The organism is Planosporangium mesophilum (assembly GCF_016863255.1).
In the GTDB taxonomy this organism is placed as follows: domain Bacteria; phylum Actinomycetota; class Actinomycetes; order Mycobacteriales; family Micromonosporaceae; genus Planosporangium; species Planosporangium mesophilum.
Window position 1 is genome coordinate 167,012 of record NZ_BOON01000002.1, and the last position, 23,721, is coordinate 190,732.

Sequence of the window (23,721 nt, forward strand, 5' to 3'; positions counted from 1 at the left end):
CGCCGGTCGATTTCGTTGGCCCTCGCACTTTTCCTGGTCATTATTGTCTGGTGACCACCAGCCCGAGCCCGCGCTCCTCCCGCCGTGCCGGCGCCACTGCCCGATCCGCTGACCCGGCCTCGACCGAACAGGCCAACGGGGCGAAGCGGACCCGCCGGGGTGCTCGGGTAGCGAGGCACACGACCATCCGCCCCGCGGATGTGGTGGACCCCGCGGATCCGGCCGCGACCGGGGTGCGGCCCACCGGGCCGGCCACCGACGCGCTGCCCGACGACCGCTACCTCAACCGCGAGCTGTCCTGGCTCGACTTCAACGCCCGGGTGCTCACCCTGGCGGAGGACCCCCGGACGCCGCTGCTCGAACGCGCCAAGTTCCTGGCCATCTTCGCCAGCAACCTCGACGAGTTCTACATGGTGCGGGTGGCCGGGCTGAAGCGCCGTAAGCAGACCGGGCTCGCGATGCGTGGCGCCGACGGGCTGTTCCCCCGCGAGCAACTGCAGCGCATCGCCGAGCGGGCGGCGGAGCTGGTGGGGCGCCACGCCCGCTGCTTCGCGGGCGAGGTACAGCCCGCGCTGGCGGCGCAGAACATCCGGATCGTGCGCTGGGCCGAGTTGGAGGCGCCCGAGCGCGAGCGGATGCGGGCGTACTTCCGCGAGCACGTCTTCCCGGTGCTCACCCCGCTCGCGGTCGACCCGGCGCACCCGTTCCCGTACATCTCGGGGCTGTCGCTCAACCTCGCCGTGGTCGTGCGCGACCCCGACGGTGGCCCGGAGCTGTTCGCACGGGTGAAGGTCCCCAACAACGTGCCCCGGTTCGTGGCGGTGGAGCGCGAGCGCGGCGACGGGCCGTCGACCCGGTTCCTGCCGGTCGAGGACCTGATCGCGGCCCACCTCGGCCAGCTCTTCTCCGGCATGCAGGTCGTCGAGCACCACCTGTTCCGGGTGACCCGCAACGCCGACTTCGAGCTGGACGAGGACCGCGACGAGGACCTGCTGCAGGCCCTCGAGCGCGAACTCGCGCGTCGGCGCTTCGGCCCTCCGGTACGGCTGGAGGTCGCCGCGTCCATCTCCGACCACGTTCTCGAACTGCTGGTCCGCGAGCTGGACATGGACGCCCACGACGTGATGCGGATACCGGCGCTGCTGGACCTGTCGTCGTTGTGGCAGGTCTACAACGACACCGACCGGCCGGACCTGAAGGACCCCCCTTTTGTACCGGCGACTCACCCGCAGTTCGCCGAGGGTGAGATCCCCCTCAGCGTCTTCGCCCGGCTGCGCGGGGGCGACATCCTGGTGCACCACCCGTACCACTCGTTCTCCACCAGCGTGCAGCGCTTCATCGAGCAGGCCGCGGCCGACCCGAACGTGCTCGCGATCAAGCAGACGCTCTACCGCACCAGCGGTGACTCCCCCATCGTCGACGCGCTCATCGATGCCGCCGAGGCCGGCAAGCAGGTGGTGGTACTCGTCGAGGTGAAGGCGCGCTTCGACGAGGTGGCCAACATCGGGTGGGCGCGGATGCTGGAGAAGGCGGGCTGCCACGTCGTGTACGGCCTGGTCGGTCTGAAGACCCACTGCAAGACCGCGCTCGTGGTACGCCAGGAGGGCAACCAGATCCGGCGGTACTGCCACATCGGCACCGGCAACTACCACCCCAAGACGGCCCGGTTGTACGAGGATTTCGGCCTGCTCACCGCCGACCCGGAGGTGGGCGCCGACCTGACCGACCTGTTCAACGTGCTGACCGGGTACAGCCGGCAGACCGCGTACCGGCGCCTGCTCGTGGCGCCGCACGGGGTTCGCAGCGGCATCATCGAGCGGATCGAGCGCGAGATCGAGCACGTCCGGGCCGGCCGGCCCGGCCTGGTGCAGATGAAGGCCAACTCGCTGGTGGACGAGGAGATCGTCGACGCGCTCTACCGGGCCAGCCGGGCCGGCGTCGACGTCGACCTGGTCATCCGCGGCATCTGTACCCTCAAGCCGGGCGTGCCGGGCCTGTCCGAGCGCATCCGGGTGCGCTCGATCGTGGGCCGCTTCCTGGAGCACTCGCGGGTCTTCCGCTTCGGCGACGGGGCCGTCTCGCGCGACGACGAGAGCCCGTCCGCCGCCGTCGCCGGTGAGTTCTGGATCGGATCGGCCGACCTGATGCACCGCAACCTCGACCGGCGGGTCGAGGCGCTGGTACAGGTCGTCGACCCGGCCGCGCGCTCGGAACTGGACCGGGTGATGCGGGAGGCCTTCGCCGAGTGCACCGCCGCGTTCGACCTCGCGGCCGACGGCACCTGGCACCGGCGCCGACCCGACAGCGACCAACCTCTGGTCGACCCGCAGGAAGCACTACTGCGGCGCATCGTGGGCAAGGTTGAATGAACAGGTGCTTGAAGAGGAGCGCAAGTTCGAGGTCGACCCGGCCTTCGCGGTTCCGGACCTGACGGGCTGCCTGCCCGACGGTGGCCGGGTGGTGGCCAAACCTCCGGTCACCCTGCGCGCCACCTACTACGACACCACCGACCTGCGCCTGGCGCGCGCCGGAGTGTCGCTGCGGCACCGCCACGGCGACGACGCGCCGTGGACGGTGAAGCTGCCCACCGACACGACCGGCATCCGGCGCGAGATCTCCCGTACCGGGCGGGCCGGCGCAGTGCCCGGCGAGTTCGTACGGCTGCTGACCGCGCTGCACCGGGGCGCCCCGCTCGCGCCGTCGGCGTCGATGCGCACCGTGCGCCGCCGCTACGACCTGTGCGACGCTGACGACCAACTGCTGGCCGAGATCGCCGATGACACGGTGCGGGTGCTCTCGGGGCGGCGGGTCGCGTCGACGTTCCGGGAGGTCGAGGTCGAGCGGTACGCGGGTCGGCGCGCGTTGCTGAACAAGGTCGCCGACGCGCTGCGCGAGGCGGGAGCGGTCGAGGGCGACTTCGTGCCCAAACATGTACGCGCCATGGGTATCGCCGCGACCACGCCGCCCGACCTGACCCCGCCGTCCGGTCGGGTCTCGCCCAAGGCCAGCGCGGCGAACGCGATCACGGAAACGCTGCGCCGTGATATCGGCCGGATTTTCGGGTACGACCCGCTGGTGCGCCTGCGTGAACCGCTCCCCGACGGCGATACCGCCGTGCACCGGATGCGGGTCGGCTGCCGCCGGCTCCGCAGCGACCTGCGGACTTTCCGGCCCCTGCTCGACCGGCAGTGGGCGGACGGGCTGCGCGCCGACGTCAAGTGGCTGGCGGACCTGCTCGGCGGCGCGCGTGACGCGGAGGTGCTGCGGTCGCGCCTGGAGCGCACCGCGGGTACGGACCCGCTGGCGTCGCTCGACGAGACGGCGCTGACCCGCTTCGACGCCGACCTCGCAGACAGGCAGGAGGAGGCGCTCAGCGCCCTCGAGGCGGCGCTGGACTCCCCGCGCTACCTGGAACTGCTGGAGCGGTTGCTGGCGGCGGCACGAGCACCGCGGCTCCAGCCCGCCGCCGACGCGCCGGCCCGCAAGGTGTTGCCCGGTCTGGTCCGCAAGCCGTGGCGCCGGCTCGGCAAGGCCACCGCGCTGTCGGCGAGCGATCCGGACGGCGCCTGGCACGCGGCGCGGGTACGCGGCAAGCGGGCCCGGTACGCCGTGGACGCGGTCGCGGCGGTGCTCGGCTCGGACGCGGCCGACCTGGCCGAGGCCCTCGCCGACGTGCAGGACCTGCTCGGCGAGCACCAGGACGCCGCGGTGGCCGCCGACACCTGGCTGGCCATCTCCCAGACCCACGCGGGGAACCACGCGCTCGCCGTCACCGCCGGCCGGCTGTACGAGCGGGAGCGGGCCGCGATCCGGCGGGTACGCGAAATGTTCCCGGCCGTCTGGAAGGCGGCCAACAAGCCGCGTCTCACCGCCTGGCTCCCGTCGTGACGCGGGTGGTGAGAGCAGCCGGCGGCGTCGTCGGGCGCGTCGGCGCGGGTGGCGACGTCGAGGTCGTCCTCGTCCACCGGCCGCGCTACGACGACTGGTCGTTGCCGAAGGGCAAGCTCGACCCCGGCGAGCATCCGCTTCTCGGTGCGGTGCGGGAGGTGTACGAGGAGACGGCCGTGCGCGCGGCTCCCCGCCTGCGCCTGCCCGGCACGCAGTACCTCACCGGCGACCCGGATGTGGAGAAGTCCGTCGACTACTGGGCCATGGTCTGCCGCCATGCCGAGGAGTTCGTACCCAACGACGAGGTCGACGACGTGCGCTGGGTACCGGTGGCGCAGGCGATCCGGCTGCTCACGTACGCGCACGACCGGGGCGTCCTCGCGGCGTACCCGCCGCTGTCGCGGGTGGACGGGCTCGTCGTGCTGCTGCGGCACGCGTACGCCGGGGACCGCGACACGTGGGACGGCGACGACGACCACCGCCCGCTCGACGGGAACGGCAAGGCCACCGCGGAGGCGCTGGCGCCGTTGCTGGCCGCGTACGCCCCGACCCGGGTCGTCAGCGCCCGGCCCGACCGCTGTGTCCAGACGGTGAAGCCGCTGGCCGCCCTCACCGGCCTGCCGGTCGAGGTCGACGACCGCTTCGACGAGTGTGCCGACGCCCCGACCGCCGCGGCGGTCATCCGGGAACTGGCCGCCCGGGACGGCGTGACGGTGGTCTGCAGCCAGGGCGGGCTGATCCCGGGCGTGGTCGGAATGTTGCTCGGACGCGACCCGGGTTCGTTGAGCACGCCCAAGGGATCGGCCTGGGTCCTCGGATTCGCGGGCACCGACTTCGTCGGCGCGGATCGCCTCGACCTTCAACCCCCGCCAATGTAGGAAACGCGGGCGATGCAATAGAAAAGAGCCGGGCGAGGTGCCCGGCTCTTTTCTATTGGCGGTAACGGTCAGCGCTTCTTAGCGGCCGCGGCCCTTTTCGTGGCCGGCGTCGCCTTGGCTGCGGTGCCCTTGGCGGCGGTGCTCTTGGCGGCGGTCGTCCGGGCCGTGGTGGCCCTGGCCGTGGTGGTCTTGCGCGGCGTCGTCGCCACCGCGGCCCTGGTGGCCTTGGTGGTCGTGCGCTTGGCGGGAGCGGCCTTGGTCGCCTTGGTGGCCTTCGCCGCGGTGGCCTTGGTGGTCTTCGCCGCGGTGGCCTTGGTGGCGGTGGCCTTCGCGGCGGTGGCCCTGGTGGCGGTTGCCTTGGTAGCGGTCGCCTTGGTAGCGGTCGCCTTCGCGGCGGCGGCCTTGGTGGTCTTGACGGCCGCCGTCTTCTTGGCCGCGGCCCGGGCCGGCGCGGCCTTGGCAGCGGCGGTCTTCGTGGCGGCGGCGGTCTTCGTGGCGGTCGCGCGGGCCGGCGCGGCCTTGGTCGCCGCCTTGGTGGCGTTCTTCTTCGCCACGGCGGCCTTCGGCACCTTGCCGCTCGCGACCAGTTCCTTGAAGCCGGCGCCCGGCCGGAAAGCCGGAACGGACGTCTTCTTGACCTTCACGGCCTCTCCGGTGCGCGGATTGCGCGCCGTACGGGCGGCACGAACCTTCTTTTCAAAGACCCCGAACCCCGTAATGGCAACCTTGTCGCCCTTGGTGACGGCGTTCTGGATCTCTGACAGCACAGCGTCGAGCGCCTGCGATGCGGCCCTCTTGTCCCCCAGCCGAGCTGACAGCGCATCGACGAGCTCTGCCTTGTTCACGATTCCCCCTGTACCTGGACTTGCGCGATTGAATCCCGCGCACGCAACATCGTCTCACTTGCCAGGATACAAAGACTTTCGAAAAAAGAAATCGTTGTGGCATAAGAGATATGGCCGGTGCCCCAAATGGACCACCGGCCAAACCCCTGTGCCAGCCCTAGATGACAGCCGGCTTCCACTCCGGACGACGCTCTTCATAAGCCGTCACAGCGTCTTCATGACGAAGCGTCAGGCTGATGTCGTCGAGTCCTTCGAGTAGCCGCCAACGACTGAAATCGTCGAGCGGGAAGGCCCAGACATTGTCGCCCGCACGGACTTCCCGAGCCTGGAGGTCGACCGTCACGGCAAGCGCGGGATCGGCCTCCACGGCGTTCCAGAGAACCTCAATGGCGGCGCCTTCGAGCTCCACCGGCAGCAGTCCGTCCTTGAGCGCGTTGCCCCGGAAGATATCCCCGAATCGCGGCGCGATGACCGCGCGGAAACCCCAGTCCCGCAACGCCCACACGGCATGCTCACGCGACGACCCGGTACCGAACTCGGGGCCGGCGACGAGGATGGAGGCGCCGCCGTACACCGGATTGTTGAGCACGAACTCGGGATCGGCGCGCCAGGCGTTGAACAGACCGTCGGCGAAACCCGTTTTGGTGACACGCTTCAGGTACACGGCCGGGATGATTTGATCCGTGTCCACATTGGATCGACGCAGCGGCACCGCGGTGCCGGTGTGAACGGTGAACTTCTCCATGGGTCCTTACCTCAGCTCAGCTCGGCGGGCGCCGTCAGACGGCCGGTCACGGCGGTCGCCGCCGCGACCGGCGGGGAGACCAGGTGGGTACGGCCACCACGGCCCTGCCGGCCCTCGAAGTTGCGGTTGGAGGTGGAGGCCGAACGCTGGCCGGGCTTGAGCGTGTCCGGGTTCATACCCAGGCACATCGAGCAGCCGGCGAAGCGCCACTCCGCACCGGCGGCGGTGAACACCTCGTGCAGGCCCTCCTCCTCCGCCGCCGCCCGTACCGCGGCCGAGCCCGGGACGACCATCATCCGTACGCCGTCGGCCACCTTGCGGCCTCGCAGCACCTCGGCCGCCGCCCGCAGGTCCTCGATACGCCCGTTGGTGCAGGAGCCCAGGAACACGACGTCCACGGCCACGTCCCGCAGCGCCGTACCGGGCCGCAGGTCCATGTACTCCAGGGCCTTCTGAGCGGCGGTGCGCTCGACCGCGTCGTCGAAGCTGGTCGGGTCCGGCACGACCGAGTCGAGCGGGGCGCCCTGACCCGGGTTGGTGCCCCAGGTGACGAACGGCGTCAACGTGGAGGCGTCGATCGTCACCTCGGTGTCGAAGCGTGCGCCCTCGTCGGTGCGCAGGCTCCGCCAGTACTCGAGGGCGCGCTCCCAGTCGGCGCCCTTCGGCGCGTACTGCCGGCCCTCCAGGTACGCGAACGTGGTCTCGTCCGGCGCGATGAGACCGGCCTTGGCGCCCCACTCGATGGACATGTTCGAGATGGTCATGCGGCCCTCCATCGACAACTTCTCGATGGCCGGCCCCCGGTACTCCACGATGTGGCCGCGGCCGCCGCCGGTGCCCACCTTGGCGATGAGCGCCAGGATCAGGTCCTTGGCGGTGACGCCGGTCGGAAGCTCCCCGGTGACGTTCACGGCCATGGTCTTCGGCTTCTGCTGCGGCAGGGTCTGGGTGGCGAGGACGTGCTCGACCTCACTGGTACCGATACCGAAGGCCAGCGCGCCGAACGCGCCGTGGGTGGCGGTGTGCGAATCGCCACAGACGATGGTCATGCCCGGCTGGGTCAGCCCGAGCTGCGGCCCGATCACGTGCACGATGCCCTGCTGGGCGTCGCCCAGCGGGTGCAGCCGGACCCCGAACTCGGCGCAGTTCTTGCGCAGGGTCTCGATCTGGATGCGGCTGACCGGGTCAGCAATCGTGATCAGGTTGTCGGTGGGCGTGTTGTGGTCCTCGGTGGCGAGCGTGAGGTCAGGCCTGCGGACCTGCCGCCCGGCCATCCGCAGACCGTCGAAGGCCTGCGGACTCGTCACTTCGTGGAGCAAATGCAGATCGATGTACAGAAGGTCAGGCTCGCCGTCGGCGGCGCGGACGACGTGTGCGTCCCAGACCTTCTCGGACAGGGTGCGTGGTGCTTCTCCCAGCATCTGGACATCCTAAAGTTTGGGAGGTAAGTTTCGGTTCGTGGGACACAGTATGAGCGGTGTCGGCGTGCTCGACAAGGCGGTGGTCATCCTTTCCGCCTGCGTGGACGGCGCCAGCCTGGCCGAACTCGTCGAGCGGACGAAGCTTCCCCGGGCCACCGCGCACCGGTTGGCACAGGCCCTGGAGATCCATCGGATGCTGGTTCGGGACACCCAGGGACGCTGGCGGCCCGGTCCGCGCCTCGGTGAGCTCGCCAACGCCGCACCCGACGTCCTGCTGACCGCCGCCGAGCCGATGCTGGCCGCGCTGCGCGACGCCACCGGCGAGAGCGCCCAGCTGTACCTGCGCCGCGCCGACGAGCGGCTGTGCGTGGCGGCGGCCGAGCGGTCGAGTGGTCTTCGCGACACCGTCCCGGTCGGCTCCGTACTGCCGATGACGGCCGGGTCCGCCGCCCAGGTCCTGCTCGCCTGGGAGCCCCCCGAGGCCGTGATGCCGCTGCTCCCCCGCTGCAAGTTCACCGGCCGCACCCTGGCCGAGGTACGCCGTCGAGGCTGGGCACAGAGCGTCGCCGAGCGCGAGCCCGGTGTGGCGAGCGTCTCCGCGCCGATCCGCGACCGTACCGGCCGGGTGATCGCCGCGATCAGCATCTCCGGCCCGATCGAGCGGCTGGGACGCCGGCCAGGCGATCGGCATGCGATGGCCGTGATCCGCGCCGGGCAGCGCCTGTCGGGCCTGTAGCGGGCGCCTGAGGCCGCTGCGCGCCCCCGTAGCGGCCTGACCCGCGCGTTCGCCTGCCTCCCGCACCCCGGTAACGCTAAAGGCCCGCCACCCCGAAGGGTGGCGGGCCTTTCCTTGTAGCCCCGACCGGATTCGAACCGGCGCTACCGCCTTGAGAGGGCGGCGTCCTAGGCCGCTAGACGACGGGGCCAAGGGTATCGATGCGAACATCGATACAGCTGGGGTACCAGGACTCGAACCTAGACTAGCTGAACCAGAATCAGCCGGGCTGCCAATTACCCCATACCCCACCGGTGCTCGCTGCACCGGGGAGGAACTTTACCCGAGTACCGTTGCACCGCCAAATCCGCTCCCCCCTCAGCGCGTCGCGGCGCCCTGGCGGGGCCCCTATTCGAGCGTCATGACCCGGTGCGTCAGCGTCCCGACCTGCTCAATCCTCACGCTCACGGTGTCGCCGGCTGCCATCGGCCCCACCCCTGAGGGCGTGCCCGTCAGGATGACGTCCCCAGGCAGGAGCGTCATGACGTGTGACACGTATGACACAAGTGTCGCCGGATCAAAGATCATCTGGCTGGTACGCCCGAGCTGGCGCACCTCCGGCTCGGTGCCGGGCGGGGAGCCGGCCGGCAGCACCTCGCAGCGAACCTCCAGGTCGGAGGCGTCCACCCCGGTAACGATCCACGGGCCCAGCGGGCAGAACGAGTCGAACCCCTTGCCCCGCGTGAACTGGACGTCCTTGCGCTGCAGGTCCCGCGCGGTCACGTCGTTGGCGCAGGTGTACCCGAAGATGGCCTTCGCGGCGCCCGCCTTGTCCACGCGGCGCGCGCCCGACGCCCCGATCACGACGGCCAGCTCGGCCTCGTACTCGACCTGCTTGGACTGCGGCGGCAGGCGTACCACGTCGCCGTGTCCGATCACGGAGGTCGTCGGCTTGAGGAACATCAGCGGCTCGGCGGGCACCTCGTTGCCCAGTTCGGCGGCGTGCTCGGCGTAGTTGCGGCCGATCCCGACGACCTTGCTCGGCAGAATGGGCGAGAGCAGACGGATGTCGGGGAGCGCCCAGCGCTCCCCTGTGAAACGGATCTCACCGAACGGGTGGCCCTCGATCTGGGCCACGGTCAGCGCCTCAGCACCGGCCTCGGGCTCTCCTTCGACGACACCGAACGACATCCCACCGGCGTGGGCGAAACGAGCGATACGCATCAGGCAAATCTATCCCGCACCGTGATCACGGGCACCGCTGGCGGGCTCGCCGCCCGTACGATGCGGGTCCCACGGGATGGGAGCCGCGATGTCCGACCCGGTCGTCTTCCGAAGCTCGCTCGCGCGTGAGCTCGCCGTGACGGTGCCGATCACGGTGCTCGTCTGCACGGCGTTCTGGCTGATCACCGACCTTCCTCTGCCGGGCTTGATCGGCGGACTGATGGCTGCGCAGGCGGGCCTGCTCGGGAGCCGCAGGCAGGTACGGATCACGGTCTCGCCAGCCGGCCTCGACCTGCGACTCCCCAAGTACGGCGAGCTGCGGGTGCCCTGGGGCGTGATCGGGGCGGTCCGGTTCCGGGGCTGGGGACCGTTCACCCGGATGCGGGTGATCCCGACCGACCGCGCCGACGGGGATCCGGCCAAGAGCGCGTACCTGAAGGGCCGTGGCGCCGAGCCTGTCGTGGTGCCGATCGGCACGCTCGTTCCCGGCCGCGCCGCGCTGACCGCCGCGCTGGCACGTCATCTGCCCCCGGACGCCGCCGCGCAGTTGCGCTGAGGGGACCGGCTACGAGCGGGCGTACTCCGCCGCCCGCCGCACCTGCTCGTCGGTCGGGCGCACACCGGTGTAAAGGACGAACTGCTCCAGCGCCTGGAGCGCGGCGACCTCGGCACCGGTGATCACCTTCTTGTCCCGGTCACGCCCGAGGCGTACAAGAGGCGTCACAGCGGGCATCGCGACGACGTCGAAGACGGTCTCGGCCGCGTCCACGACGTCCGGGGAGACCGGTACGTCGTCGGCGGCCGGACCGCCCGCCATCCCGACCGGGGTCGCGTTGACGATCAGGCGCGGCCGGCTCGATCCCAGCTCCGGCCGCCAGGCGTACCCGTACTGGTCGGCCAGGGCGGTACCGGTGGTCTGGTTGCGGGCAACGACCGTACCGGAGGCGAACCCGGCGTCCCGCAGCGCCGCGACCACCGCCTTGGCCATGCCTCCGCTGCCGAGCACAGCGAAATCACCGGCCGGATCGACCGAGTACTCGGCCAGCAGCTTGGCGATCGCGATGTAGTCGGTGTTGTACGCCGCCAGCCGGCCGTCGGTGTTCACGATCGTGTTGACGGACTGGATCGCGGTCGCGGAGTCGTCCAGGGCGTCCAGGTACGGGATGCAGGCCTCCTTGTACGGCATCGAGACGCCGCAGCCGCGGATGCCGAGCGCCCGGATACCGCCGATCGCGGCGGCGAGGTCCGTGGTCGTAAACGCCTTGTACACGAAGTCGAGGTCCATTTCCTCGTAGAGGAAGTTGTGGAACCTCGTCCCGTGGTTGCTCGGCCGCGAGGCCAGCGACATGCACAGCACGGTGTCCTTGTTGATCTCTCGTGCCACGGGAGTACAGACCTTTCCACAGGTGGTCGGCTCGCAGCCCGCATTCTCCCAGTCATCACCGGGACCACCCGGCGGGCCTGCCACACTTGGTGGGTGAGGGTCCTGTCCGAGTCCGAGTGGCGAGAGCGCTCGGCCGCGCACACGGCGCGGGTCGACGCGTGGGTCGGGCCGCACCTCGCCCGCCGGCGGGCCGGGGTCAGGCATCCGGTCGAGGACTTCCTCTTCACCTACTACTCGTACCGGCCGGCGCAGTTGCGCCGCTGGCACCCCGGAGCCGGCGTCGTGCTGGCCGGCGCCACCGACCTCGGTCCCGAGTACCGGGCCGTGGACCTCGGTCCCGGGTACCGGGACGTGGCGGACGGGCTCACGGTGGACGTCGAGGCGTTCCTCGCCCGGCGCGGCGAGTCGGTCCGGTGGATCGGGGACCTGCTCGCCGCCACCCTGACGCGCCCGGCGCATTTCGGCTGCTTCGGCGTCCACGAGTGGGCGATGGTCTACCGGCAGACCCAGGCCGAGGTCCGGCACAACGCCTGGCCGCTGCGCCTGCCGCCGGAGGGCGTCGCCCGCGTCGTCGAGGAGCGCGGCATCCGGTGCAGCCACTTCGACGCGTACCGGTTCTTCACCGCCCCGGCCCGGCCGCTGAACCTACTGCGCCCGACGAGGGAAACCCAGGCGGAGAACGAACAGCCGGGCTGCCTGCACGCGAACATGGATCTCTACAAATGGGCCTACAAGCTCCAGCCCCTCACGAGCGCCGAGTTGATCGCGGACTGCTTCGCGCTGGCCCGCGACATCCGGACGCTGGACATGCGGGCCAGCCCGTACGACCTGACCGACCTCGGCTACCCGCCGGTGGAGATCGAGACCGCCGAAGGGCGTGCCGAGTACGTCGCCGCGCAGCGGAGCTTCGCGGAGCGGGCCGCACCGCTGCGGGCCGCGCTGGTCGACGTCGCCGCCCGAGCAGGCGACCGCGCCGCCCGGGCCGGCAACCGCGACGACGTCAGCGCAGGATGTTGACCGCCCGCGCCACCACGAGCGCGACGATCAGCAGCGAGACCGCCGACTGACCCATCATGGTCATCTTCGCCCAGCGGGACAGCGGCATCGTGTCCGTCGGGCTGAACGCGGTGGCGTTGGTGAACGACACGTACAGGTAGTCGACGAAGCGCGGCTCCCAGTCCCGGTGCACCATCTCGGGCGTGGCCATCTGGGGGAACAGGAAGTCCGGGTAGTCCTCGCGGGCGTGGGCCCGGGCCGCGGGGCCGCCCCGGTCGCCCTCCCAGTACCACAGCGCGAACACGATCACGTTGGTCAGCCAGATCGCGCCGCCGGTGAGCAGCAGTGGTCCGGCGTCGGCGAAGCCGCCGTGCACCAGCTGGCGGACCAGCAGCGTGGCCGACCAGGCATTGGCGAGCGACGCGACGGCGATCAGCGCGATACCGGCGGTACGCAGCACCCCCGACTCCCGGTTGATCCGCACCGGGTTGATGGCGACCAGCAGGCAGAGCAGTAGCAGTTCGACGAGCGGCAGCAGCCAGCGCGGTCCGAACGCGAACTTCGGCGGCAGTACGAGCTGAAGGGCGATCGCGACCAGGACGGCCAGCGCGGCCGGCCAGCGCGTCTCTCCCCCGGTGGGGCGCAGCCAGCCGGGCAGGTGGGCCGGGTCGAGCTTGCCGAACAGCCGCTCCAGCCGGACGGCGCGGGCCGCCATCGCCTCGTCGGTCGGGCGCGACGGGCCGTCGTCGCGCTGAGAACGTGATTGGATCACGCCTTCAATTCTGTACATTCGCCGCGCACCGGTGGGGTTCCGGCGTCGGATGCGCGTGCAGATGCAGATTCTCGGAATGGGCAAAGTTGCGGTGAGTGAGAATCAACAGCCGGCAGAGTCACCTGAACCGGCAGGCAGCCGCCCTGAGCACTTCTGCCGGCGGCCGACGTACAGCTCGTCCGGCTCGCGCGGCGCGCACGTCCCAATAGGCTTAGGTGCATGTCGCCCGGGCCAGAGCCCGCCACCGTCGTCGGACGGGGCTCCGAAATGGAGCTTCTCCGATCGACGCTGACCGGTGTCGCCTCCGGCCGGGGTGGCGTCGTCCTGGTCGAGGGCGAACCCGGCATCGGCAAGTCCGCCCTGCTGTACCACGGACTGGTCGAGGCCGCCGGGATGGGCTGCGAGATCGGATGGTCCGTGGCCGACGAGCTGAGCCCGCGCTTCCCGCTCCGATTGCTGCTGGACTGCCTGGAGATCGAGTCGCGGTCGGCGGACCCGCACCGGCTGGACGTCACCGCGATCCTTCGACACCACCTGTCGGGCACCGTCGCCTCCGGCGGCGATCCGATGGCCGCGTTGGTCGACGAGGCGCTGACCTTCGTGGAGAAGCTCTGCGCCGACGGTCCCCTCGTTCTGGTCGCCGACGACCTGCAGTGGGCCGACGAGACGAGCCTACTGGCCTGGCAGCGGCTGACCCGCACCGTGGAGCACCTCCCGCTGCTGCTGGTCGGCGCGTACCGGCCGGTGCCGCACCGCGCCGAGCTGGACCGGTTGCGCGCCGAGGCGGTGTCCCGCGGCACCCTGATCCGGCTCGGTCCGTTGCCGGAGCCGATGGTCGCCGAACTGGTCGCCGGGCTCGCCGGCGCGCCCGCCGGGCCCAGGCTGCGGTCGCTGTCGGCGCACGCCGGCGGCAACCCGCTGTACCTGCGGGAACTGGTCGACGCGCTGGTACGGGAGGCGGCGATCGCGGCGGATGCCGCCGGGCGGGCGGAGCTGGTGGGCGGGTCGACGAGGCGGGCTCCCGCGACGCTCGCCGCGGCGATCGCCGGACGGCTGGGCTTCCTGTCCCCGGGCGCGACCACCGCACTACGGGTCGCCACGCTCCTGGGTCCGGAGTTCTCGCTCGACGACGTGGCCGCGGTACTGCAACAGCCACCCCGCGACCTCGACGGCGTCTTCGCCGAGGCGACGGCGGCGGGTGTCATCACGCCCGGCATCCGGTTGTCGTTCCGGCACCCGCTGATCCGCCAGGCGCTGTACGAGGAGATGCCGGGCGTGGTGCGGTCGGCCCTGCACCGGCACGCGGCCGAGGCGCTCGCCGCCACCGGCGCGGGCGCGGAGCGGGTCGCCGCCCAACTGCTGCCGGCCGGCCCCGCCGTGGACGGGTGGGCCACCGGGTGGCTGGCCCGTACCGCCCCGCAACTGATCGACCGCGCGCCGACCGTCGCCGCGGAGCTGCTGGACCGCGCCGTCGGCCAGCTACTGCCGGGGGCGCCGCACTGGGAGGTACTGGCCGGCGCGCTGGTACGGGTGCTGTTCCGGTTGGGGCGCGACGCCGAGGCGCGGGCACGACAGGTCCTCGCGCACACCGGCGACCCGGCGCTCGCCGCGGAGATGCGGTGGATCCTCGGCGAGCGGCTGCTGCGGGCCGGCGGCTACGGCGACGCGCGGCGCGTGGTCGAGCACGGGCTGCGCCAGCCCCACGTACCGGCCGTATGGCGGGCGCGCCTGGAGGCGATGTCGGCCCGCATCCACTCCACCTCCGTGGACGACCTCGACGAGGCGGAGGCGATCGCGGCGGCGAGCCTGGCCTCCGCCACCGCCTCCGGTGACCGGCTGGCGATCGGGTACTGCCTGCTCAGCCTGTCCACGATCGCCCTGATGCGCCGGGACCAGGAAACCCGACTCGGCCATCTCGACCGCGCGCTGGAGCTGCTCGCCGACGACATGGAGCACCTCGAGCTGCGGCTGCTGCTTCTCGGCAACCGGGCGCTGGCGCTGTCGATCCTCGACCGCCTGGCGGAGTCCGAGCGCAGCCTCGCCGACGCGCGGGACCTGGCGGAGCGGCGGGCCGGGTACGCCGGGCTCGCGCGCTTCCACGCGCCCGCCTCGGTCGTACACTTCTGGACCGGACGCTGGGACGACGCGCTCTCGGAGCTTGAGACCGCCGGCGACCTGCCGGAAAGCCCCCGGCTGGCACCGATCGCGGTCGGGGTCCGCGCGCTCATCGCCTGCCACCGCGACGATCGGGCCACCGCCTCGGCCCGGGTCGAGGCGTACCCCGATCAACACACCTCGACCGCGTTCGACGTGGCCAACCGTGGCTTCCTGATCGCGGCCCGCGCGATGCTGGCCGAGCGCGACGGCCGACCCGAGGACGCCGTACTCCAGTGGCGGGAGCTCCTCGAACCGCGGTACGCGCGGATGGAGCGCCACACTCCCCTGCCCGACGTGGTACGGGCCGCCATGGCTATCGGAGATCTCGACACCGCGCGCCAGGCCACCGAGCTGTGCGAGCGGGATCCCGGGCCGGCCATCCCCGGCCGGGTCGCGGCCGTGGAGCGCTGCCTCGGGCTGCTCACCGGCGACCCCGATCTCCTGACGAGAGCCGGCCGCTACCTGCACGCGGCCGGACGCACCGTTGAGTACGCCCGCACCTGCGAGGACCTGGCGCTCGTGCTGGCACGGCGGGGCGAACGCCAGGCCGCGAAGTGCGCCCTGGCGCCGGCCATGGAGGTGTACGCGGGCCTCGGCGCCCAATGGGATCTACGGCGGGCCGCAGCCAGCGTCCGCCCGTACGGTATCCGGTGGGGGGCGCGAGGTCCGCGCCGCCGGCCCACGTACGGCTGGGCCGCGCTCTCGCCCACCGAGGTGACGATCGCGGGGTTGGTGGCGCAAGGACTGTCCAATCCGGACATCGCCGCCGAGCTGCTGCTCTCGCCTCGCACGGTGCAGTCGCACGTGTCCAACATCCTCGTGAAGTTCAAGGCACGTTCGCGGGTGGACATCGCCCGCGAGGTCCTCAGACACGGGTAGGTGCCGATGCGCACAACCGTCGTTGGGCGGAGAGACCAGCTCACGCACCTGCGTGAGCTGGTCGGACGGGCGGCCATGGGGCATGGCGCGGCCCTGTTGGTCGAGGGTGAAGCCGGCATCGGCAAGAGCGCGCTACTGGCCCACGCCGCCGACGAGGCGCGCCGGCTCGGCGCCCGCGTCCTGCGCGGCGGCGGCATCCCGCTCGACCCGCCCCCGCCGTACGGGGTGATCCGGTCGTGGCTGGACCGGTGCCCGCCCGGCGAGCCGGCCGTCACGGACCACCATCTCGTGATCACCAAGGCGGTCATCGGGCGCATCGAACGGTGGTGCGCGACGTCCCCGATGGTCGTCCTCGTCGACGACCTCCAGTGGGCCGACCCGTCCAGCCTGCTGCTGCTCGGCTGCGTCGACCGCGCGGTCCGCCAGCTTCCACTGCTGCTCGTCGCCGCCTACCGGCCCACCCCGCGCAGCGAGCCGCTCGACGCGCTGCTGCGCAGCCTGCTCGGCCGGGGCGCGGAGTCGATGCCCCTCGGGCCGCTGCCCGAACCCGAGGTCGCCGAGCTGGTGACGTCGCTGCTCGGCGCACCGCCCGGCCCCGACCTGTACGGCGTGCTCGCCGGGGCCGGCGGCAACCCGCGCTACGTGACCGAGCTGCTGGGGGCGCTCGCCCGTACCGGCCGCATCCGGCTCGTCCAGGGCGCGGCCACGCTCCGCGGCGGCGGTGCCCTTCCGGAGGTACCGCCGCCCCTGCTCGACCTGATCCGGCGCCGGCTGGAGCCGATGTCCCCGGCCGCGCTCGGCCTGCTGCGGGCAGCAGCCGTCCTCGGCGGCCCCGGGGTCGACCTGACCGAACTGGCGGCCGTCCTCGGTATACCGGTGATCTTGCTGTGGCAGCCGGTCAACGAGGCGGTGGCGGCGGGTCTGCTCGTCGACGCCGGCGACCAACTGGTGTTCCGGCACGACCTGATCCGTCGGGTACTCGCCGAGGACCTCTCGGCGTCCGCCGCGGACGCGCTGCGGCTGCGCGCCGGACGGGCCCTGGCGACCGCCGGCGCGCGGGTCGAACGGGTCGCGCGGCACCTGACCGCCGCCACCGGGCTGGCCCCGGACCTGGTCGACTGGCTGACACGGGCGGCGGAGGCGCTGGTCACCCGCGCTCCGGAGCTTGCCACGCCGCTGCTGGAGCGGACGCTCGCGCAGCGGGCCGCCGACGCGCCGCAGATCCTGCGGGTGCAGTACGCGCGGGCGCTGCTGTGGGCCGGTCGCCCGGCCGACGCGCAGCGAGCCGCCCAGGAGGCGCTACCGGAGACCAACGACTCGCTGCCGGGCAGCGAGCCGACGCTGGATAGCGAGGCGCTACCGCAGGCCAACGACTCGCTGCCGGGGGGTGGGGCGCCGTCGGGCGGCGAGGCGCTACCCGGCGGCGCCCGGGGGGTGACGCTGCGGTGGCTGCTGGCCCAGGCGTACCTGCAGAGCGGACGCGTCGACAGTGCCCTGACCGTCGCGGAGGAGGTGCTGGCCGGCGCGCGGCTGAGCGCCGCTGAGGCGGCCCGCTTCCACGGATTCGTCGCCCAGTGTCTGCTGCTGCTGGGCCGCGTCGAGGCGGCCGACGTGGCCGCCGAACAGGCACTGGCGGGCGCCGGTGGCTACGACGCCGCGTACGCCCTGGCGGCAAGCTCCGCGGTACGGCTGATCCGGAAGTGCCCCCGGGAGGCCCTCGACCTCGCGGACCGGGCGCTCGTGGCGCTGGGCGACGACCAGATCCAGCCCGACCGGCCGTTCGCGCCCCACCTGGTACGCGCGCTCTGCCTGCTGGAGCTGGACCGGTTCGGGGAGGCGGACGCCGCCTGCTGCGACGGCCGCCGGCACGCCGAGCGTGGCGGCCAGCCCTTCCTCACCTGGCACCACCTGGCCAGCGCCCGGGGCCGGTACCTGCACGGCCGGTGGGACGACGCGCTCGCGGACGTCCTGCTCGGGCTCGACGCGCCCGACCGGCTGGGCGTCGCGGAAGCGCTGCGCAGCCAGGCCGCCCTGATCGCGATGCACCGCGGCGACTTCGACACGTACGCCGACGCGCTGGCCCGCCCCGACCCGCACCCGTACTGGGGGCGGCTGCGCCTGTCGGCGCGGACCCTGACGTGGGAGCGCGCGGGCGACCCCCACCGCGCGCTGCTGACCCTGCTCGACGCCTGCCACCCCGGTCCGATGTGGACCTGCCTCGCCGCCGACCTGGCCCGGCTGGCCGGCAGTACCGGGGAGCGCGCGCGGGCCGGTACGGCCGCGGACGCGCTCGGCCGGCTCGCCGCCCGGCACGCCGGCCCCCACGTACGCGCGGCCGCCGAGTTGTGCCGGGGCGTCGCCGAGGCCGACCCGGCCCTGCTGCTCACCGCGGCGGAGACGTACGGCGAGGCCGGCCGGCCGCTGTACCAGGGGTACGCGTACGAGGAGGCGGCCGACGTCCTGGCGGCGGCGGGCAGCGTCGCGCCGGCGCGGGCCGCCCTGGACTCGGCGATCGGCTGCTACGAGCGGGTGGGCGCCGCCTGGGACCTCGACCGGGCGCAGGCGCGGCTCAAGGGCGCGGGGATCCGGTACCGGCATGTCCGGCCGCGCCCGAAGAGCGGCTGGGAGGCGCTGACCGAGACCGAGCGCAGGGTCGCCGGGCTCGTGGTCGAGGGCCGCTCGAACCCCGCCATCGCCGCCGAGCTGTACCTGTCTCGGCGGACCGTGCGCAACCACGTGTCGCACATCCTCGCCAAGCTCGGCCTGAACTCCCGGGTGGAGCTCGCCGTCAGCGCGTACGCCAATCGGAGCCGTTAACCGTTTCACCGGGTTAACAGTGATCAATGCCCTTTTCGTCTGGCGATAAACGGGGGCCCGGTCCCATCTTTAGGCGACACGCTCGGCTGATCCGAGCCCTACCTGGGGTGACGACTCGGGTCAGATGGCGGTTGTTTGACCGGCTTCGCAAGGACGAATGTACAGGGGACGGCTGTTGCTCTCGATGCCCGTACGGGCCGATCCAGGAGTGCACCGATGACCACCGCACCCAACTCTCCGCACGAGCTCCGCAACCGGATCGCCAGAGCCAAGGTGACCCTGGCGGTCCACCGGATCCAGCGGGAGACCGGACTCTGCGAGGCCTGCGGACGCCCCTGCCCCTGTGACGCCGCCAACGGTGCCGCCAATACCCTCGCCGGGTACGGGCTGCCGGTGACCGGCGACCCGCCGCAGATGCCCAACCAGCGCCGTTTCCTGCGTAGTCGCACGCACCTGAACCGATTCAGCCGGGCCTGACCCCTGTCGGGACCCTAGCCCCACCTCGATACCCTGCGCGTCGGCGTTCGTCGCGCGTCACGGGTCCACCGTCGTCGTGAAGACGTCGTGATGATCCGGCGAAGCGGGGCAGGGGTGGGCGACATGACGGCTAGGTTCACGAGCATGACGATCTCCCAGGCGTCCGCTCAGCGAACCACCACGACGGTCCACACCGGCGTACGCCTGGTGCTGTGGCTGATCGTGGCCGGCTTCGCCGCGTGGGCCCTGGTACGCGTGTTCGGCCTGGACCGCTTCGGCGGCCCGCTGTTCCCGCTGGTCGCGTTCACCCCGTACGTCGCCGTCGGCGCCCTCGCGGTGGTCGGCCTGGCCACGGCACTGCGCGCGTGGTGGCCGGCCGCGGTGGCGGGCGTGGTGGCGATCGCCCTGCTGGTCTGCGTCGTGCCGCGCGGCCTGGCCGCCGGTGGCGGCGCCGGCAGCGGGCCCCGGCTGCGGGTACTCAGCTCCAACATGATGATCGGCAGCGCCGACGCCGGGGCGATCGTCGACCTGGTACGCCGCAACGGCGTACAACTTCTCGCCGTGCAGGAGTTCACGCCGGAGGCGGAGCGGGCGCTCGATGCGGCCGGACTGGCGGACCTGCTCCCCCACCGGGTCTCCTACCCGGAGCCCGGCGCCGGCGGCTCGGGGCTGTTCAGCCGGTTTCCGCTGCGCGACGACGGCCTGCGTACCCTCCCCTCGGGCTTCACCCAGGCCACCGCCACGATCGGGGTGCCCGGCGCGGTCACGGTCGCGGTCGAGTCGGCGCACCCCTGCGCACCGCTGCCGCCGGACTGCTCGCGCATCGACCTGTCGGCCGAGCCGCCCGCCAGCCCCGACGGGGTGGTACGGGTCCTGATCGGGGACTTCAACGCCACCCTCGACCACGTACGCCTGCGCCAACTCATCGAGACCGGGTACCGGGACGCCGCCTCGGTACGCGGGCGCGGGTTCACGGCGAGTTGGCCGTACGACGGGAGGTCGTGGATCCCCGGGGTGACCATCGACCACGTGCTGGCCGATCGACGGGTGGGTGTGACCGGCTACGACGCGTACCAGGTCCCCGGCAGCGACCACCGGGCCATCTACACGGAGCTGGTGCTGCCCGGCCCCTGAACGCCCGGAGGTCGTGGCGCGGGGGCCACGACCTCCGGCACGCTGTGACGATCAGGCGGGCAGGTGCTGCTGGGACAGGCCGTAGCTGAGCGCGTCGACCAGCGCGTGCCAGCTCGCCTCGACCACGTTCTCGTGTACCCCGACCGTGGTCCAGTCGCCGTTGCCGCCGGCCGTCTCCAGCAGTACCCGCGTCACCGCGCCGGTGCCGTGGCTGCCTTCGAGGATGCGCACCTTGTAGTCGGCCAGTTCGAAGGTCGACAGCTCCGGGTAGTGCTTGACGAGGGCCACGCGCAGCGCCTCGTCGAGGGCGTTGACCGGGCCGTTGCCCTCCGCCGCCGCGATGATGCGCTCACCGCGTACCCGTACCTTGACCGTCGCCTCGCTGACCACCGCGCCGTCCTCGCGGTGCTCGACCTGCACCCGGTAGCTCTCCAGCGCGAACGGGCGAGTGACCCCGCCGTTCAGCTCGGCCCGTACCAGCAGCTCGAACGAGGCGTCGGCCGCCTCGAACGACCACCCACCCGCCTCCAACTGCTTGATCTTCGCCGTCACCCGGGAGAGCGCCTCGGGGTGGGCACCGAGGTCGATGCCCAGCTCCCGGGACTTGAGCTCGACACTCGCACGCCCGGCCATCTCGGTGACCAGGATGCGCATGTCGTTACCGACGACCTCCGGCTCCACGTGGTTGTACAGCAGGGGGTCGACCTTGATCGCACTCGCGTGCAGCCCCGCCTTGTGAGCGAAGGACGACGACCCGACGTAGGCCTGGTGGGTGTCGGGTGCGATGTTGGCGATCTCCGCGATGGCGTGCGAGACGCGCACCATCTGGTCCAGGCAGCCGTCCGGTAGGACCGGCAGCCCGAGCTTGAGTTGCAGGTTGCCGACGACCGCGAAGAGGTCGGCGTTGCCGGCGCGCTCGCCGTACCCGTTGGCGGTGCACTGGAAGTGCGGTACGCCCGCCTCGACCGCGGCGACCGTGTTGGCGACCGCGCAGCCGGTGTCGTTCTGGCAGTGGATGCCCAGCTTGGCGACTGCCTCGTCGACGCTGATACCCAGCCGCGCCGCGAGCCGCCCGCTCACCTCGCCGACCACCCTGGTGATCGCCGACGGCAGCATGCCACCGTTGGTGTCGCACATGACCGCCGCCTCCGCGCCGGCGGCCAGCGCGGTCGCGGCCACCTCCGTCGCGTACCGCGGGTCGAGGTGGTACCCGTCGAAGAAGTGCTCGCAGTCGAGGAACACCCGGCGGCCCTCAGCCACCAGGAAGGCCACGGTGTCCCGTACCATCGCGAGGTTTTCGTCCAAGGTGGTGCGCAGCGCACGCTCGACGTGGCGCACATCCGACTTGGCCACCAGCGTCACGACCGGCGTCTCCGCGTCGAGCAGCGCCCGTACCTGAGGATCCTTGTCGATGGCCGTGTCGGCCTTGCGCGTGGCCCCGAACGCCACGAACAGCGCGTGTTTGAGGTTGAGCTCGGTGCGCGCTCGTCGGAAGAACTCGGTGTCCTTGGGAAGCGCCCCCGGCCAGCCACCCTCGATGAAGCCAACCCCGAAGTCGTCGAGCAGCCGCGCCACCGCAAGCTTGTCGACCACCGAGTACGAGATGCCTTCGCGCTGGGCCCCGTCGCGCAGCGTGGTGTCGTATACCTGCATTGATCTTCCAGCCTCTCCACAACGAAAAAGACCCCTCGCGAATGCGAGAGGTCTGCGCGCTCAGCGTCGGTTGCTGGGCGCGCTAGGGGCCAATAATGAGTACGGCGAGGACCACGGTCACGCTTCGCACACTGCCACGTCGGCCTACATTCTGGAAGCAGTTTCCGAATTTCGGGACCGTAGAGTGCGCGACTTCACAGTGTAATGGAGTCACAACGATCCGGTAAGGGCGCGGGTCGCTCTGACCCGCCGACCGACCGCATCGTCCGGCAGATCCGCGGTATGCGATTTTTCGAACCTGCGGCAGCGGTGTCACTTCTCGGCTCGGCCGGGCAAGCGATCGCCGGACGTCGACGGGATCAGCGCTCGGCGCGACCGGGCTTTGCCGAAGGCTTCGGCACATCGGACGACGTCCGGACTCGAAGCGTCAGCACCAGAGTCGGCAGCGGCAGATCTGTGTAGCGGGCTGAGTTCGACATGCGTGCTTGGACGCGCCCGACGCCGGCCCGGTTCCCGAAAGAGAACACGGGTGTGCCGCCCGTACGGGCGGCACACCCGTGGCGTGATTTCAGGGCAGGCGCCGCACCCAGCCGTGGGTATCGGCGACCCGACCGCGCTGGATGTCGACCAGCGTCCGGCGCAGCCGCGAGGTGACCTCGCCGGTGCCGCCGTCGCCGATCACGAACTCGCCGTCGGCGGAGCGGACCGTCCCGACCGGAGTCAGCACGGCCGCGGTACCGCAGGCGAACACCTCACGCAGCCGGCCGCTCGCGGCGTCGGCACGCCACTGGTCGAACGAGTACAGCTCCTCGCGCACCTCGTGCCCCTGCTCGCCGGCGAGCGCGATCACGGCGTCGCGGGTGATGCCGGGCAGGATCGTGCCGGTCAGCGGCGGAGTGACGAGGGAGCCGTCGTCGAACACGAAGAAGACGTTCATCCCGCCCAGTTCGTCGACGTAGCGCCGCTCAACGGCGTCGAGGAACACGACCTGCTCGCAGCCGTGCTCGATCCCCTCAGCCTGAGCCACCAGGCTGGTGGCGTAGTTGCCGCCGCACTTGGCCGCGCCCGTACCGCCCGGGGCGGCGCGGGTGTAGTCGGTCGACACCCAGACGGTGACCGGCGCCACGGCCCCGCCCTTGAAGTAGGGCCCGACCGGCGAGGCGATCACCAGGTACAGGTACTCCGACGACGGCTTGACGCCGAGGAAGACCTCGCTCGCGAACATGAACGGGCGAAGGTACAGGCTGCCGTCCGGGTCGTCGGGCACCCACTCACGGTCGATCTCCACCAGCGCGGCGAGCGAGTCGATGAACACCTGCTCGGGAAGTTCCGGCATGGCCATCCGCCGCGCGGACTCGCGGAACCGGCGCGCGTTGGCGTCGGGCCGGAACATGGTCAGGCCGTCGTCCACCCGGTACGCCTTCAGGCCCTCGAAGATCTCCTGGGCGTAGTGCAGGACGGCGGTCGCCGGGTCCATGGGGATCGGTGCGCGAGCCTCGACCCGGGCGTCGTACCAGCCCTTGCCCTCGGCGTACCGAATGGTGACCATGTGGTCGGTGAAGACCCGCCCGAACCCGGGGTTGGCCAGCAGAGCGGCCCGCTCGGCGGCGGATACCGGTGCCGGATTCGGACGAATCTCGAACTCGAGGCTCTCACCACCGATCATGGGTGCTCCTTCGTGAAAGTGATGGTGTGTCTGACGGCCGGAACCGGCCGTGCCTGCAACTTACCCCCCG

General features: G+C 71.7%; 18 protein-coding genes and 2 tRNA genes. 10 read left to right on the top strand and 10 right to left on the bottom strand.

The features are described 5' to 3' along the window. Positions 1-50: 50 nt before the first annotated feature. Genes Pme01_RS01530 through Pme01_RS01540 form a run of 3 tightly spaced genes read left to right on the top strand, consistent with a single transcriptional unit; the run spans position 51 to position 4,766 of the window. Positions 51-2,369 carry an RNA degradosome polyphosphate kinase gene (locus tag Pme01_RS01530; protein ID WP_373315429.1) on the top strand — a complete coding sequence of 773 codons (2,319 nt, stop codon included), beginning with the start codon at positions 51-53 and terminating at the stop codon, positions 2,367-2,369. Beyond that, positions 2,362-3,888, top strand: coding sequence for a CYTH and CHAD domain-containing protein (locus tag Pme01_RS01535; RefSeq protein ID WP_205863596.1), 1,527 nt, complete (start codon positions 2,362-2,364; stop codon positions 3,886-3,888). The genes Pme01_RS01530 and Pme01_RS01535 overlap by 8 nt, the downstream gene beginning before the upstream one ends. Continuing rightward, a complete protein-coding gene (locus Pme01_RS01540) occupies positions 3,885-4,766 on the top strand; it encodes an NUDIX hydrolase (protein ID WP_168113027.1) in 882 nt (293 codons plus the stop codon). Before Pme01_RS01535 ends, Pme01_RS01540 begins: the two co-directional genes overlap by 4 nt. 68 nt (positions 4,767-4,834) lie before the next feature. On the opposite strand, the gene Pme01_RS01545 is transcribed toward Pme01_RS01540, so the two are convergent. The 3 genes from Pme01_RS01545 to leuC all read right to left on the bottom strand — a co-directional run bounded on the left by Pme01_RS01545 (position 4,835) and on the right by leuC (position 7,777). Continuing rightward, a complete protein-coding gene (locus tag Pme01_RS01545; RefSeq protein WP_168113026.1) occupies positions 4,835-5,611 on the bottom strand; it encodes an HU family DNA-binding protein in 777 nt (258 codons plus the stop codon). Positions 5,612-5,768: 157 nt separating this feature from the next. Next, positions 5,769-6,356 carry a 3-isopropylmalate dehydratase small subunit gene (leuD, locus tag Pme01_RS01550; RefSeq protein WP_168113025.1) on the bottom strand — a complete coding sequence of 196 codons (588 nt, stop codon included), beginning with the start codon at positions 6,354-6,356 and terminating at the stop codon, positions 5,769-5,771. Positions 6,357-6,367: 11 nt separating this feature from the next. Continuing rightward, on the bottom strand, positions 6,368-7,777 hold the full coding sequence (leuC, locus tag Pme01_RS01555) for a 3-isopropylmalate dehydratase large subunit (protein ID WP_168113024.1): 1,410 nt from the start codon (positions 7,775-7,777) through the stop codon (positions 6,368-6,370). A 49-nt stretch (positions 7,778-7,826) separates the two neighbouring features. Between leuC and Pme01_RS01560 the strand changes: the two genes are divergently transcribed. Beyond that, positions 7,827-8,513 (top strand): IclR family transcriptional regulator, encoded by a 687-nt coding sequence (locus tag Pme01_RS01560; RefSeq protein WP_168113417.1) that lies wholly within the window; start codon positions 7,827-7,829, stop codon positions 8,511-8,513. Positions 8,514-8,630: 117 nt separating this feature from the next. Here Pme01_RS01560 and Pme01_RS01565 read toward each other — a convergent pair. The 3 genes from Pme01_RS01565 to Pme01_RS01575 form a co-directional block, all read right to left on the bottom strand. Beyond that, positions 8,631-8,703 (bottom strand) — tRNA-Glu (locus Pme01_RS01565). Between the two features lie 28 nt (positions 8,704-8,731). Continuing rightward, positions 8,732-8,803: transfer RNA gene (locus tag Pme01_RS01570), tRNA-Gln, on the bottom strand. 97 nt (positions 8,804-8,900) lie between these two features. Further along, positions 8,901-9,716: a fumarylacetoacetate hydrolase family protein gene (locus tag Pme01_RS01575; RefSeq protein WP_168113023.1), complete on the bottom strand. Its 816-nt coding sequence runs from the start codon at positions 9,714-9,716 to the stop codon at positions 8,901-8,903. Between the two features lie 88 nt (positions 9,717-9,804). Here Pme01_RS01575 and Pme01_RS01580 point away from each other — a divergent pair, with 88 nt between their 5' ends. Next, positions 9,805-10,272, top strand: a complete 468-nt coding sequence (locus tag Pme01_RS01580) for a hypothetical protein (RefSeq protein ID WP_168113022.1) — start codon at positions 9,805-9,807, stop codon at positions 10,270-10,272. A gap of 9 nt (positions 10,273-10,281) precedes the next feature. Here the strand turns inward: Pme01_RS01580 and Pme01_RS01585 are convergent, their stop codons facing one another. Beyond that, entirely contained in the window at positions 10,282-11,100 is an 819-nt protein-coding gene (locus Pme01_RS01585; RefSeq protein ID WP_168113021.1) for a shikimate 5-dehydrogenase, read from the bottom strand. A 93-nt stretch (positions 11,101-11,193) separates the two neighbouring features. On the opposite strand from Pme01_RS01585, the gene Pme01_RS01590 reads away from it, so the two are divergent. After that, the gene (locus Pme01_RS01590; protein ID WP_168113020.1) at positions 11,194-12,117 is read left to right on the top strand and encodes a 3-methyladenine DNA glycosylase; all 924 of its coding nucleotides are present in this window, start codon (positions 11,194-11,196) and stop codon (positions 12,115-12,117) included. Here the strand turns inward: Pme01_RS01590 and Pme01_RS01595 are convergent. Further along, the gene (locus tag Pme01_RS01595) at positions 12,101-12,868 is read right to left on the bottom strand and encodes a DUF1345 domain-containing protein (RefSeq protein WP_239087956.1); all 768 of its coding nucleotides are present in this window, start codon (positions 12,866-12,868) and stop codon (positions 12,101-12,103) included. The two genes, Pme01_RS01590 and Pme01_RS01595, sit on opposite strands and share 17 nt — an antisense overlap. A gap of 219 nt (positions 12,869-13,087) precedes the next feature. Between Pme01_RS01595 and Pme01_RS01600 the strand changes: the two genes are divergently transcribed. From Pme01_RS01600 to Pme01_RS01615, 4 genes are all read left to right on the top strand, one after another. Next, positions 13,088-15,904: a helix-turn-helix transcriptional regulator gene (locus Pme01_RS01600; RefSeq protein ID WP_275408480.1), complete on the top strand. Its 2,817-nt coding sequence runs from the start codon at positions 13,088-13,090 to the stop codon at positions 15,902-15,904. A gap of 6 nt (positions 15,905-15,910) precedes the next feature. Beyond that, positions 15,911-18,721, top strand: a complete 2,811-nt coding sequence (locus Pme01_RS01605; RefSeq protein ID WP_168113018.1) for an ATP-binding protein — start codon at positions 15,911-15,913, stop codon at positions 18,719-18,721. Between the two features lie 216 nt (positions 18,722-18,937). After that, entirely contained in the window at positions 18,938-19,198 is a 261-nt protein-coding gene (locus Pme01_RS01610; protein WP_168113017.1) for a hypothetical protein, read from the top strand. 204 nt (positions 19,199-19,402) lie between these two features. Further along, entirely contained in the window at positions 19,403-20,332 is a 930-nt protein-coding gene (locus tag Pme01_RS01615) for an endonuclease/exonuclease/phosphatase family protein (protein WP_373315435.1), read from the top strand. 51 nt (positions 20,333-20,383) lie between these two features. Here Pme01_RS01615 and cimA read toward each other — a convergent pair whose 3' ends face one another. Together cimA and Pme01_RS01625 are read right to left on the bottom strand one after the other, a co-directional pair. Continuing rightward, positions 20,384-21,985 carry a citramalate synthase gene (gene cimA, locus Pme01_RS01620; protein ID WP_168113015.1) on the bottom strand — a complete coding sequence of 534 codons (1,602 nt, stop codon included), beginning with the start codon at positions 21,983-21,985 and terminating at the stop codon, positions 20,384-20,386. A gap of 568 nt (positions 21,986-22,553) precedes the next feature. Next, positions 22,554-23,651 carry a branched-chain amino acid aminotransferase gene (locus tag Pme01_RS01625; RefSeq protein ID WP_168113014.1) on the bottom strand — a complete coding sequence of 366 codons (1,098 nt, stop codon included), beginning with the start codon at positions 23,649-23,651 and terminating at the stop codon, positions 22,554-22,556. Positions 23,652-23,721: the final 70 nt, after the last annotated feature.